Source organism: Neobacillus sp. OS1-2 (assembly GCF_030915505.1).
Lineage (GTDB): Bacteria > Bacillota > Bacilli > Bacillales > Cytobacillaceae > Neobacillus.
Map to the genome: position 1 here is coordinate 206,293 of NZ_CP133265.1, position 12,912 is coordinate 219,204.

12 protein-coding genes, 1 other RNA gene and 1 pseudogene are annotated in these 12,912 nt (G+C 38.6%); 6 read left to right on the top strand and 8 right to left on the bottom strand.

Annotation, left to right across the window (positions count from 1 at the left end; all coding sequences use genetic code 11):
* Positions 1-725: 725 nt before the first annotated feature.
* Together RCG19_RS01100 and RCG19_RS01105 are read right to left on the bottom strand one after the other, a co-directional pair.
* Entirely contained in the window at positions 726-959 is a 234-nt protein-coding gene (locus RCG19_RS01100) for a DUF2249 domain-containing protein (RefSeq protein ID WP_308109361.1), read from the bottom strand.
* 302 nt (positions 960-1,261) lie between these two features.
* Positions 1,262-3,625: pseudogene (locus RCG19_RS01105) on the bottom strand (nitric-oxide reductase large subunit).
* Positions 3,626-3,836: 211 nt separating this feature from the next.
* On the opposite strand from RCG19_RS01105, the gene RCG19_RS01110 reads away from it, so the two are divergent.
* From RCG19_RS01110 to RCG19_RS01135, 6 genes are all read left to right on the top strand, one after another.
* Positions 3,837-4,529 carry a Crp/Fnr family transcriptional regulator gene (locus RCG19_RS01110; protein ID WP_166239754.1) on the top strand — a complete coding sequence of 231 codons (693 nt, stop codon included), beginning with the start codon at positions 3,837-3,839 and terminating at the stop codon, positions 4,527-4,529.
* Positions 4,530-4,671: 142 nt separating this feature from the next.
* Positions 4,672-5,364 carry a Crp/Fnr family transcriptional regulator gene (locus RCG19_RS01115; RefSeq protein ID WP_308109362.1) on the top strand — a complete coding sequence of 231 codons (693 nt, stop codon included), beginning with the start codon at positions 4,672-4,674 and terminating at the stop codon, positions 5,362-5,364.
* Between the two features lie 41 nt (positions 5,365-5,405).
* Positions 5,406-5,639 (top strand): DUF2249 domain-containing protein, encoded by a 234-nt coding sequence (locus tag RCG19_RS01120; RefSeq protein WP_308109363.1) that lies wholly within the window; start codon positions 5,406-5,408, stop codon positions 5,637-5,639.
* A 6-nt stretch (positions 5,640-5,645) separates the two neighbouring features.
* Entirely contained in the window at positions 5,646-5,852 is a 207-nt protein-coding gene (locus RCG19_RS01125; protein ID WP_166239748.1) for a DUF2249 domain-containing protein, read from the top strand.
* Between the two features lie 14 nt (positions 5,853-5,866).
* A complete protein-coding gene (locus RCG19_RS01130) occupies positions 5,867-7,111 on the top strand; it encodes a hypothetical protein (RefSeq protein WP_308109364.1) in 1,245 nt (414 codons plus the stop codon).
* A gap of 13 nt (positions 7,112-7,124) precedes the next feature.
* Entirely contained in the window at positions 7,125-7,427 is a 303-nt protein-coding gene (locus RCG19_RS01135) for a metal-sulfur cluster assembly factor (protein WP_166239744.1), read from the top strand.
* A 60-nt stretch (positions 7,428-7,487) separates the two neighbouring features.
* On the opposite strand, the gene RCG19_RS01140 is transcribed toward RCG19_RS01135, so the two are convergent.
* The 6 genes from RCG19_RS01140 to RCG19_RS01165 form a co-directional block, all read right to left on the bottom strand.
* Positions 7,488-9,413, bottom strand: coding sequence for an ATP-dependent DNA helicase (locus RCG19_RS01140; protein WP_308109365.1), 1,926 nt, complete (start codon positions 9,411-9,413; stop codon positions 7,488-7,490).
* Between the two features lie 75 nt (positions 9,414-9,488).
* On the bottom strand, positions 9,489-10,631 hold the full coding sequence (locus tag RCG19_RS01145; protein ID WP_308109366.1) for a THUMP domain-containing class I SAM-dependent RNA methyltransferase: 1,143 nt from the start codon (positions 10,629-10,631) through the stop codon (positions 9,489-9,491).
* Between the two features lie 169 nt (positions 10,632-10,800).
* Positions 10,801-11,203: RNase P RNA component class B (gene rnpB, locus RCG19_RS01150), an RNA gene on the bottom strand.
* Between the two features lie 79 nt (positions 11,204-11,282).
* Positions 11,283-11,585, bottom strand: coding sequence for a cell division regulator GpsB (gpsB, locus tag RCG19_RS01155; protein WP_166239738.1), 303 nt, complete (start codon positions 11,583-11,585; stop codon positions 11,283-11,285).
* Between the two features lie 103 nt (positions 11,586-11,688).
* Entirely contained in the window at positions 11,689-12,249 is a 561-nt protein-coding gene (locus RCG19_RS01160) for an SLOG family protein (protein ID WP_166239736.1), read from the bottom strand.
* Between the two features lie 128 nt (positions 12,250-12,377).
* Positions 12,378-12,749 (bottom strand): CotD family spore coat protein, encoded by a 372-nt coding sequence (locus tag RCG19_RS01165; RefSeq protein ID WP_308109369.1) that lies wholly within the window; start codon positions 12,747-12,749, stop codon positions 12,378-12,380.
* Positions 12,750-12,912: the final 163 nt, after the last annotated feature.

Consider the following 12,912-nt stretch of genomic DNA (forward strand, 5'->3'; position numbering starts at 1 on the left):
TTAACATTACACATCTTTACAGATGTGGAGCCACAAGGTCGTTCCCCTTCCGTTCATGCATGGTTTAGTCCATACACTACTTCCGTACTATGAGAACGTCTGACTTCTCCATTCACATCTAGCATTTCGGATTACCCTTATAGGTAGATGTCCCTTTGGGTTGGAATGGAGACCTCACGGGGTCATCGCACCTTCCTTCTAAACATACCCAGCACCATCACTTGATAAATTGCCTCTATCCGGCTGATTCATTGGTATAGAGACCACTAATGTTATAGTGGGCTTCCCATTATATTCGCATAGTCGCCAACTTACCCTGCCGCCGTGCTTCACACTTATTGCATTTGGGTCTGCTTATCCGACTGCGGGTCTCTCGATTGTCCGCATCTCCTTCAGACATCACCTCACGGTGATGCCCTAGATTAGTCTTCACTAGTTGTATCAGCACTCTAGTGGAAGGATTTTCACCTTCGGGAAAACGAGTCTTCTAGGATTCGGGAGCCGTGTTTATCGCAATAACGTACTCCAACCTTTAACAACTCATTCAGTGCAGTTCTACTGCACAAGGTACGACTGCCTGTCGCACAAAAAAAACAACAGAAACGGATTTCTGTTGTAAAATATATATATAGGAAAAAGAGGATGTTACCTGGAAAATAAAATTCACGTAAAATGATTGGAGAGGGTCAAGTGCCCCGTTAATTCAAAGACACACGAACCAAAAATTACTTCTTACTAATAGCGACTTTCCATGTTTCCGGACCTTCTTCAAGATACTCCCAAGAAAATTGCTCAGGTCTTTCCATCATGAATTGATATAAAAGCGGCTTTGGATCATGGTCATTTACAATCATCATTGTTTCACCAGAACTTAATTCATCAAACCCTTTAAAGATGGTAGAATGTTTTTCTCTTGGTGGAAAATCTGGAACATTGATCACTTTTGCGTATGTTTGCATGATAATCACTCCTTTTAGTTTGTTAACTTCTCCTTTATTATAAGGAACTAATTACTTCTTTTTAGTGCAACGTATCACACCTAGAACATGATTTTATTAATACTAGTACTGTGGCAGGGGGAATGGCTTTTGAGAGAATTAGTCGGAATTTGTAAATGCTGCAACAAAGATATCTATTGTTTAGATGGCTTTTTAAACGGGGTTCTTACGGAAGAGAAGGAGATTCATTGCTTTGAATGTTATGAAAATCTTAAAGAAAAAAAGAAAATCCGCAAAGCTAAGCTTTGCGGATTTTTTTCAAGTTATTCCTCATCAATTGATAAATCGCGAACAGGAAGCTTTTCTCCCTCCTGATGCGTTGGTTTCCGTAAATTGAACAGCGCTTTTATACAGAAAACCACTAATACTACTACACCAATAAGGAAAATGGTGTCAGGCACCGCACGCCAAGTTAACAATGTTTGCACAAGATCCTTTTGGAGGAAGGATGCTGAACGTGATGCGGCATAGCCGTGATTAAATGCTTCTTTTATTTGGATAATCCCGACTGGTAGTAAGGATAGGAAGACCATCCCTGCTAGGCCGACGTTTAACATGATGCAGCTGAATTTAAGCCATTTATCATTCCAGCTTTCAGGTTTTACGATATTCCGTAATGAATATAGAAGTACTGCACATGCAAACATTCCATACACACCCATCATGGATCCATGCCCATGTGCTGGTGTTAAGAATTGTCCATGTTCAAAATAGCTTACTGCTGGCAAATTAATTAAAAATCCTAAAACTCCCGCCCCAACCAGGTTCCAGATGGCAACAGAAATTAAGAACCAGAACGTTCCTTTGTAAGGGAAATCGACACCGCCGGCACGCATCATTTTATATTGCTCATATGCTTCAAGAATTAGCAATGTTAATGGAATGACTTCCATCGCAGAGAATACCGCCCCAAGGCCAATCCACGCTTCCGCAGATCCATTATAGTAATAGTGGTGGCCGATGCCAATAACTCCACTGCCAAGTAGCAGGATTAATTGGAAATAAAGTTGTCGTACTGTAGATTTTTTTGTTACTAAACCTAATTGAACTAAAAGGAAGCCAATAACGACAACTGCAAATACTTCAAAAATACCTTCAACCCATAAGTGGATGATCCACCAGCGCCAGTAATCTGCAAAGGTAAAGCTTGTTCCAGGATTAATAAACAAGGCAAAGACATAGAATGCAGGTACGGCAATCGCTGAATAGAATAATAGGTGAATCAGTCCACCCTTATCAGTTTCTTTCTTTAGACCTGCCCTAATTCCTCGGTAAACAATAAACAGCCATATGAACATTCCGGCAATCAGGATCAGCTGCCAAATACGTCCAAGCTCGATATATTCCCATCCAGAGTGTCCGAATAGGAACCAATTGTTTCCTAAGTAGCCGTTAGCTCCAAGCCACTCACCAACCATACTTCCGACCACAAGGACCACCAATGCCCAGAATAAAATATCGACGAGTAAGCCTTGTTTTTTGGGCTCATAGCCACCGACAAGTGGAGCAATGTATATACCCATCCCAAGCCACGCTGTCGCAATCCAGAAAATAGCAAGCTGCAAATGATACCCTTTTGTGATATTGAACGGAAGAATATCATGAATCCACTTTATTCCAAAGAAACTATTCTGGTTCTATGTAATAATGTGCTAGTAATGCCCCAAACATACACTGGACAAGAAATAAAGCCGAAACGATCACAAAATATTTTCCGCTCTTAACCTGAGAATTGGTCACTGGCATTTTTCGTAGATCAATTCGCGGGAAATTTCCTTCTTTATATGCCTCTTGCATGCTAAATTGATAGCGATAGAAAACAAACAAAATAATTCCCAGCACTAAAACAAAAATGGTGATACTTGCACCACTCCACCATACTGCAGAGAAGGATAAGTGGTTGCCTGCATCCTCATAGTAAGGCCAGTTATTTGTATAGGTGATGTTATCTCCTTTACGGACTGTACTAGAAAGCCAAGCTGTCCAGAAAAAGAAATCAGATATTTGTGTAATTTGATCACCTTTTGCAACATACGCACGGCCTGTTTTCGGCAAATCGCTTTCTTTAATAAGATTTGCCTTTAATCCCCAATCGTCACCCTTCGTAAAGATTTCCTGATAATGCTCTCTCACCCTTTGAAGGCCAAAAGCTTGAGCATCCGTTAGTACCATTGTATCTTTATCACTGTCATAGCGATTTTTTTTCATTTCTTTAATAACATTATTTTTAATAACTATTTTTTCATCTTCATTTAAAGTTGAAAAATCTTTTCCATACTTGTCTTTCGCTTTAAAATCCTGCATACCTTCTGTATAAAGCTTAAGAGATTCAGCTGTATAATCAGGTCCCATATAGGATCCATGTCCTAAAACGGTGCCGTAATCCATTAAACCGTACTTTTGAAAAACAGCCTGCCCCCCATAATAGAAGCTTTCGTAAACAGAACATCACCTTTTTCATTCGTAACCTCCACGGGTCTTGGTGCTTGTTCTTTAAATATCCAATAGCCGCCAACTAGTAAAACCGTGAAGGTAATTAAAATGGTTGCAATTAGAACGGATTTTAAGAGTCCATTTTTATTGGTCTTCAACACTTTATTGGTCGACGTCCCATGTTGTATTTCCATGCTACATTCATCCTTTCTTATTTTGTTACATTAGTTATCTTATCTTTGTTCACTTCCTCACACAGTGAAGCATTTCATCAAATCGGTGTGACTTTTATCACAAAATAAAAGATTTATTTAAGAGATTCATTTCTTGACATAGGTCAATTTTTTCTAATGATGGCATTGTTAAAATTTCTATAAGTAGGATTTTTTAAACGAAGGTGATGAAATGAAAAAAGTAGAAATAGAAATGAAGTTGTCACATTTCAAGTTATTTAAGGATTTGTCGGATCATGATTTGGAACCATTCTTAGAAATTATCCAGGCTCGCTTTTATAAACAAAAAATGTACGTTTATATGCAGAATGATTCGCAAGATAAATTATTCTTCCTTGATAGCGGAAAAGTCAAAATATGTAAGACTGATTTATCCGGGAAGGAACAGATTTTATACATTCTAGAATCAGGGGATATGTTTCCACAAACAGTATTTTTCAAGGATGGAAAGCATGAGACACACGCAGAAGTAATGGAGGATGCAAGGATCATTACGTTTCCACGGGCTCAATTTGAGGAAATCCTTCTTACAATCCCTGACCTTTGTGCTAGACTCTTTAAATTGATGGGAGAAAACGTAAATGATTTACAAAAAAGATTAGAAGAACAAGTTCTCCATAACACATATGAACAAATTATTTTATTACTCATTAGGCTTTGTAAATCAAATGGAATAAAAATAGGAGAACAATACCTGCTGACAACCCATTTTACAAATAAAGAACTGGCAAATATGATTGGTACTTCCAGAGAGACTGTCAGCAGAACGATTAATCATTTAAAAAAGAAAAACTATATCATCTCAAGTACTAAAAGTTTATATTTAGTCAATCGAATCGCTTTAAAGCAGGAAATTTGTTATTAATCTTCAAAACTACAAGCGTTACACTCCATAAAGTTTGTTGCAAAGAAAAAATTTTAACCTACTATGATTGTGGTCACATAATCTTTGTGAAATCATTGCTACAATATTACTAAATCGAATTAATAATATGAAGGTGATGTTAATGAAGCAGGAGGACATAGTAAAACGATTGTCCGATGTCCCAATCTTCAAGGAATTATCTGCTGAAGAGCTTGATCCAATCGTAAAAATTGCACAAACCCGCTTCTATAAACATAAGATGTATGTTTTTATGCAGGAAGACAGGCTTGACCGTGTATTCTTTATTCACAGTGGGAAAGTCAAAATTTACAAAACCGATCAATCGGGCAAAGAGCAATTAATTTCCATCCTTGAACCAGGAGAAATGTTCCCACATGCTGGTTTTTTTAGACAAGGGAATTTTCCAGCGCATGCCGAGGTGACGGAAGATGCTATTCTCATTGTCATTCCGATTGACAAATTTGAAAATATCCTCATTTCCTATCCGGAACTCTGCATCAAGCTTTTTAAAGTATTGGGAGAAAAAATTGTTGACCTTCAAGGAAGATTGGAAGCACAAGTTCTTCATAACACGTATGAACAAATTATTTTACTTCTTATTAGGCTATGTAAATCAAATGGTGAAAAGGTGGGAGAATGTTACAAGTTGACAACCCAGTTCACCAACCGGGAATTAGCTAATATGATTGGCACTTCAAGGGAAACTGTGAGCAGAACGATGAATCATGTTAAAAAGAAGGAATTTGTGATTCAAGATGATGAGGGTTTTTATTTAATCAACCGTGAGGCATTGCAACAAGAGTTATTCTATTAATAAATTTTTTTCGACTAAAAATAGAAGGAGCTGTTAAGCAAATGGAACAAAGAATCATTGAAATAGATGTACGTGAGGATTTAAAAAATAAAATTGAACCGTTTCAAAAGATTATGGAAGCTGTAAAGGAATGTAAGGAGAATGATATTTTTATTCTTCATGCTCCGTTTAAGCCTGTTCCCCTATTCGCCGTTTTAAAGGCGAAGGGCTTTACCCATGAGGAAGAAGAACTTGAAAAGAAGCATTGGAAAGTAACATTTACAAAGAAAGGATGACCTAAGGTGATATTAGATAATCGCGGATTAGAGCCGCCACAGCCGATGATGAGAACTTTAGCCGCCCTAGAGACCCTTGGGGAAAATGAGGTATTGACGATCATCAATGATAGAAGACCGATGTTCCTATATGAGCAGCTAGAGGAATTAGGTTACAAGCAGCGTACAGAACCACAAAACGATGGAAGCTTTAAAATTGAGATCTTTCGCTAAGAAGGTGTACTATTATGGTTCCTCAAAGTATGGGGAGTGAAACAAATATTAAACTGCCATTTTCATTTATCTTTTTTAGTGTAATAGCACTGGTTCTTTCACAAATTCTATTACTGGTAAATGGACAATTGATGGCAGACGGAAGTTTTAGAATTCCTCAAATCTGGTCTTCAGCCCATTTATTAGTGCTGGGCTGGGCGTTAATGGTAGCAATGGGTGCGATGTATCAGCTTGTTCCGGTAGCGTTCCTAACGAAAATATGGAATGAGAAATTCGGGTTTGTCCAATTTTTTGTAACAGCCATTGGCATTGCGACATTCTCAGGAATGCTCTATTGGTCACCACAAAATGCATTCATTCCTGGTGTCCTTACCCTTATTGGTATATTAATGTTTTTAGTTCAAATGTTTATGACACTAAAGGCGCAATCCAAACCAACTATATTGACCGCCTTTGTAGGAACGGCATTGATTTGTTTGTTCATGACGATTTCATTAGGGATTACATTGGTCTATTGCTTAAAAACAGGGATAGGTGCAGAGTATTATCAATCTATCTTTAAAAGTCATTTATTGATGGGGATTACTGGCTGGTTTACTCTGTTAATTTTTGGACTTTCCTATAAGATGGTACCAATGTTTTCTTTGTCCCATGGATTCCCAATGGTACACGCAAGATATGTATATGGGTTTTATGTTGCCGGTCTTGTTACTTCATTAATTTCATTCTTTACGGATAGCAGTATCTTATTGAAGCTTGGTTTCTTTTTACTTTTTGCAGGATTCTCCATTTTTAGTTGGCATATAAGGATCATCATCAAAAAAAGATTAAAGAAAAAGCTAGATAAACCGTTCACGTTTTCTTTGATTGCCATTGTGTTAGGTACTGTCATTCATTTGGCGGCATTTATTTTAGTGTGGTTTCAACATTTTAGTTCATTTGTTGGCCCACTCGTCTATCTTTATCTTTTACTTTGGATTGTCCTAAGTATTGTCGGGTATTTGTATAAAATCGTTCCATTTTTATGGTGGACGTATAAATACAGTAATGATATTGGTAAAGCAAAGGTTCCAACATTGAAAGAGATGATGAATGAAAAAATAATAACCCCCGTCCTCTCGATCTTTATTGCGGCGGTTCTCATTGTGTTTTCTGCCTTGGCCTTGAAGATTGCACTGCTCTTTAATATCGGACAGTTCATTCTATCTGTCATGTTTATCATAATTGCCATTAGTATCTTAAGCGTTCTAAAAAAATAATGAGGTGTTAATCATGAATTTAGAAGAAAAAATCCTTGAAGAATTAAAAAGTGTTTATGACCCGGAATTAAATATTAACGTGGTGGATTTAGGCCTAATTTATGGTATTGGGATTACGGATGATAACGATGTTTCCATTACCATGACCCTGACAACACCTGGATGTCCACTTCATGACAGCATTACAAAAGGGGTTCGCTATTGTGTCGAAGGAATTGAAGAAACAAGAAATGTTGAGGTAAATCTAGTCTGGGAGCCTGCTTGGTCACCTGACAAAATGTCAGCAGAAGGAAAAAGTTATTTAGGAATGCGTTAATCTGATAAAGTAGCTAGACAAAAAAGCAGGAAGCCCTCTAAAAACGGAAGGCTTCCTTTTTTATGCATCTTTAGCCGTCGTTGGCAGTGCTTCTGTAACACTTTGTAATACAAAAGAATCGATTTCCTCATCCAACATGATATGAACCATTCCCCGGTCATGTTCACTCCGAATTAATCGTCCTACGCCCTGACGCAGCCTGAGAAGCATATACGGTAAATCTACCTCTAAGAATGGATTGTCTACCCCTTCTCTCTTTGCCGTAAAAACCGGATCGTTTGGCGGGAAAGGAAGTGAAAAAATCAAGACATTTTCAAGGGATCTTCCTGGAATATCTAGGCCTTCCCATAGATGCATGGAACATAGAATCGCATGCTCCTCATTTTGAAACTTCGAAACGAGGGTGCTAATCTCCTCGTCCCCCTCAAAATAAATGGGATAGGAAATTCCCCCTGCCAACTGCTTTTTAAGCTGTGACAGTTCTTCCTTATTATTTAATAGAATTAAGGCCCGTCCTTCTGATTGCTGTACCATTTTTATCAGATAATGAATTTTTTCTTCCATGCTGCCTTTTGGAAACCTCGGGAGGAAGACATCCATCTTTTCTTCATAGGCAAATGGTGAGGCGACTGTAAAGGATAGGTAGTCCTTCACCCCAAGGCTATTTGCAATATAATCAAAGGATTTTTGATTCGACAGTGTTGCTGATGAGAAGATAAACGGTTTTTTCTGTGAGAACACTTCTTCACGCATCACTTCTTCGACCATTTTTGGCATGATAACTAGTGTCCGTTCTCCGCCGCCTTCTTCAAACCAGGTAATCCCGTTCACTTCTTGAAGGAAAAGTGATAAGGAGTAGGTAATTTGCTCCAAATATTCCTCCACAATTTTTAAATCATATTCATTAATGACATATAATTCACTTTCAAAAACAAGCTCCTCTTCCAAAGTTTGCAGTGTTGAGAGTAGCTTCCTGCAGGTCTTTAATACCAGAGGATGCTTCGTAATGATTTGTTTTTCCGAACCTTTTTGCTGTAAGGAGAATTGTGAAATAGTGTCAAAAAACGCTTCATTGTCTTGAAGGGCGTCTTCGATCGTGTACAATGTTTTTTCACGAACTTCATTTTCCATTAACCTTGTAAGCAGTGTATCCAACGTATAATCGGTAAAACGGTAACTTAACGCTTTTTGTGCTGCATATTCAAGAAGATGACCCTCGTCAAATACAACGGAAGAATGCTCAGGTAAAAGCGGCAGCTGCCCTTCACGCCTTCTTGATTCCTTCGTCCAAATATGCTCCATGTAAAAGTCATGGGAACAAATAATTAAATCAGTCGAATGCCGGTAAAATTCCCGGTGTAGTGTCAATCCACAGCGATGGCGTTTATCACAGGAGAAACAATCTTGAAGAGGATCCCAATTGAGATTACTCCATAATTCATCCGTTAAATGAGGATAATCACGTCTATCACCGTACTTTTCAAAAGATTGCATCGAACCACCCATATGGATAAAATCCGGCAATTTTTGATAAATATCGGATATCTCATCTGAAAAGTCTTGATTCCGAACCTGGTCAAGCTTCTTAAGACACAAATACTGATCTCGTGATTTTGCCAGGCGAACATCGATATTTAACTCCAAAACCTTTTCAAGCTTAGCAATATCGCCTTCTTTTTTCACAAGCTGCTCGATAAGCGTTTCGTCCGCACAGGCGATTACTGCGGGCCTATTTGTATACCTTGCATACATGATAGAATAGAGCAGGTATACAATCGTTTTCCCTGTTCCAACGCCTGCTTCCGCGAACATTATTTGTTTATCCTTGAAGGCCTTTTCCAATTGAAAAGCCATATAAATTTGTTCATCCCTTAGTTCAAATCCAGCCTCTGGCAAAATATCATAAAATAGATCACCAATCCATTCAGCCAATTTATCATAAAAGGATTCAGTTTTGGAAACTTCAAACGGCATCCGGTTTTGCATGTTAGTCCCTCCCCTAAAAAAAATAGCGTCAAAATAACGCTAAACTATATCCTAAGTTCCTTTATATCTAATTGTTTAATTCCTTTGACGTGGAGGTCTTTTTCCCCAATATTGATATAAATCAGTTCGGATAAATCCATTAAACAGTTTACGTTTCTTTGTTGCGGGTTTACCGTACAGCTGTTCAAAACCTTCATTCGAAGTCATGATATAAATCGACCAGGTATCAAGCTTACTGAATGCTTGCCCCATTTCCTTATACATTTGCTCAACAGCCTTCTTATCCCCTAGTCTCTCTCCGTAAGGAGGGTTTCCAACAATGACACCAAATTCTTTGTTTGTTGAAATGTCTCTGACTTGCATTTGCTTAAACTGAATGATATCAGCAAAACCAGCCTCGAAAGCATTCTCTTGGGCAATTTTTACCATCCGGTGATCAATATCAGAGCCGGTAATGTCTAAAGGTTGGTCGTAATTCGCTAAATCTTCGGCTTCATTCCTAGCCTCATCCCAAACGGATTGTTGAATCCAATTCCAGCCCTCTGATACAAATTCCCGGTTAAAACCAGGTGCAATATTTTGGCCGATCATTGCCGCTTCAATCGGAATCGTTCCTGAGCCGCAGAATGGGTCGATAAATGGACTGTCAGCCTTCCAATTGGTTAACATTACGAGCGCAGCCGCGAGTGTTTCCTTTAGAGGAGCTTCACCTTGGTCAATACGGTAGCCACGTTTATGAAGCCCCTGACCACTTGTATCAATGGTGATAGTGGCAAGATCCTTTAATAAGGCGACTTCAATCCGATAAAGGGCACCCGTTTCCTCAAACCAGGTACTCCGCTTATACTGTTTTTTCAGGCGTTCCACAACTGCCTTTTTGACGATTGCTTGGCAGTCCGACACACTAAAAAGTGTTGATTTTACAGATTTCCCGATGACAGGAAATTCAGCATCTTCAGGGAGGAATTCTTCCCAGGGCAGTGCTTTTGTCTTTTCAAATAATTCATCAAAGGTATATGCTTTGAATTCGCCCACCTTGATTTTTATTCTGTCAGCGGTTCGAAGCCACAAATTACTGCGGGCAATAGCAGTTTCGTCCCCTGTATAGGTAACCTTGCCATTCTCAACTTCACATTCATATCCTAATGACCTTACCTCTTTTGCCACCAAGGCCTCAAGCCCCATTGCTGCTGTAGCAATTATTTGATAATTTCCCATTTCTTCACCCTTTACTATTAAGTTATGTATATTTTCGTTTCCCTTTGTAAAGGAATATTCGCTACCATTATGGACAAAAATCATCCTTGGGATGCAATTATGACCAATAAAAAAGCTCCCCTATCAGGAGAGCCGTTACATATCCTAGCATAGTATCCCATTAATAACGTTCTGTAAGCCATGTTCTGTACCAGAGTACTGCAAACGGCAATAACGCCTCGTACTTAGGTGGTAATCATCTATCTACAGATTCCGATTGGAATCTGTCCTTCCCCTCGTTCAATTCCTCAGAGAAGATGCCCCTACCATTATTTGGGTTTCTCACTCGTGGGGTTTACCCGTTCCACCCTTTCCATTTCTAGAAAGGCTACGTCACTGTGGCACTTTTACAGGTATTCATACCCTATTCTAAAAGAACTTAGGTATTTTCCCGGCCGTCAGCTGGTTTTAAACCCAACTGCCCTAGCTTATGATTTCGCTAGGCACGAACACTACGGACATCGCAGCCCGTGCGAGCATGGACTTTCCTCAACAATTTGCATATAAGCTCATTGCAGCGATTACCCGAACGTCATTAATGATACTTTTCTATTATATGTATTTCCTGCTGTTTATTCAATAGTTTTTATTAGGAAGTACCGGTACAATCTGTCAATCGTATAATTTACTGCCAAAAACGTGCTTTTCAAGATTAGACAATCGTTTTAAAATATCAAAATTTGTCGTTCCTGCAGGTTGTGCCACCGGTTGTCTCTTCGATGACTCCTCAAGCTGTTTACGAAGTCTAAGGTTCTCTTGCTGCAGATCATCTATTTCTTGATGGAACGTTTCATAATCTTTAATGATTAAATCCAAGAATTTATCGACATCTTCTTGTTTATACCCTCTTACGCCAGTCTTAAACTCTTTTTCTAAAATATCCTTAGCTGTTAATTTCACTTTATCAGCCAACATTCAAATCACCTCAAGTTTAGCCAATCATTACCTATTATTTTTTCAAAAATTATTCCTTTTGTCAATTTCTTTTGTTTTAAAAAATATACGGCTTCATCATTCTTTAAAAATCAGACCATTTATTTTGTTCTTCTTCCACAATCATTTGTAAATCATAAAATGTAATCAACTCAATCGGATAAGACTTTTTTCTTTGCTGTTGGACAGCCATTTCGTATAGGTATTTCGGACTTCCTTCCTTTTCATGATCGTACAGAAGAAGGAGGCCATCGCTCTTATCGATAAAGAATTGATTTTTCAAACGAAACTGCCATGGCTTCTCATACCCTTTTTTCGAAACGGAGTCTATGTAATCTGCACCAGCAAGAATAGACTCGTACCATTCCTTGTTATTTTCATTCCAGGATGCCTCTTGGTCAAGAAACGGAGTGATGACCGCTAGCTTCAATTCAGGAAATTCAATCTGCAAATGAAATACAACCTCCGCAGCCCAAAGTTCAACTCCTAATTGACCGCTAATCAATACCCATTCTAAACCTTCTTCTATCATAGGCAATAATGATTTCTTTAGTGCAGCCTTAATAAATAAAGCTGATGGATGATCTTTTTTAAAAATGCCTAATTCAAATGGTTTATAACCTGAAATGGCCAGTACTTTTCTCAAGAATGTTCCCCTTAACTAAAAAATATTTTTAAAATGGACAAACATTTTTTTTAAAAAAGCATATCATAAAAGTAAACAACAATAAAAAGCAAGGGCTAAAGAGCCCTTGCAAACCACATAAACCTAACTTAAGGTCTAGGTCCCATAAATGGTCCCGGTGCGAAACCTGGGCCTCCCATTCCGAAACCAGGGCCTCCCATTCCAAACCCTGGACCGCCTGCTCCAAATCCCGGCATGGCATTAGGTCCCGGCATGGCATTAGAAGCTGGCATTGCCATTGCCCCCTGACATGGGTTACAGCAGTTAATGTGCTGATTACACGTCTCCTCACAGCATGAAGCTGTTTGCGGGCAAAAATGCTTATGCTGGAACATATGATGATTCACCGTTGTGGTGTGTACTGGATGAATATGCGGCACCACCGTTGTTGAAAAGGTGTGATTCACTATCTGCTGTGTCGGGTGGACGACTGGCGGTGCAAAATTAGTTCCTAGAAACATATTATACTCTCCCTCCAAATATTCTGTTTACATTAACAGCCTATGATAAGGGAGTTACTCTTGTACTAAGGAAAATACCTATTTTTCATTCAATATACGATTTAGGGTCAAAAACTTTCGCCTGATTTTCTTATAGCATCGAATAAAAGCTATCTTTTAAGCT

Coding starts and splice junctions, on each gene's coding strand:
- RCG19_RS01100 (WP_308109361.1), bottom strand. CDS start 959: ATGCAAACATACGCAAAAGTGATCAATGTTCCAGATTTTCCACCAAGA.
- RCG19_RS01110 (WP_166239754.1), top strand. CDS start 3,837: ATGAAAAAAGTAGAAATAGAAATGAAGTTGTCACATTTCAAGTTATTT.
- RCG19_RS01115 (WP_308109362.1), top strand. CDS start 4,672: ATGAAGCAGGAGGACATAGTAAAACGATTGTCCGATGTCCCAATCTTC.
- RCG19_RS01120 (WP_308109363.1), top strand. CDS start 5,406: ATGGAACAAAGAATCATTGAAATAGATGTACGTGAGGATTTAAAAAAT.
- RCG19_RS01130 (WP_308109364.1), top strand. CDS start 5,867: ATGGTTCCTCAAAGTATGGGGAGTGAAACAAATATTAAACTGCCATTT.
- RCG19_RS01135 (WP_166239744.1), top strand. CDS start 7,125: ATGAATTTAGAAGAAAAAATCCTTGAAGAATTAAAAAGTGTTTATGAC.
- RCG19_RS01140 (WP_308109365.1), bottom strand. CDS start 9,413: ATGCAAAACCGGATGCCGTTTGAAGTTTCCAAAACTGAATCCTTTTAT.
- RCG19_RS01145 (WP_308109366.1), bottom strand. CDS start 10,631: ATGGGAAATTATCAAATAATTGCTACAGCAGCAATGGGGCTTGAGGCC.
- gpsB (WP_166239738.1), bottom strand. CDS start 11,585: ATGTTGGCTGATAAAGTGAAATTAACAGCTAAGGATATTTTAGAAAAA.
- RCG19_RS01165 (WP_308109369.1), bottom strand. CDS start 12,749: ATGTTTCTAGGAACTAATTTTGCACCGCCAGTCGTCCACCCGACACAG.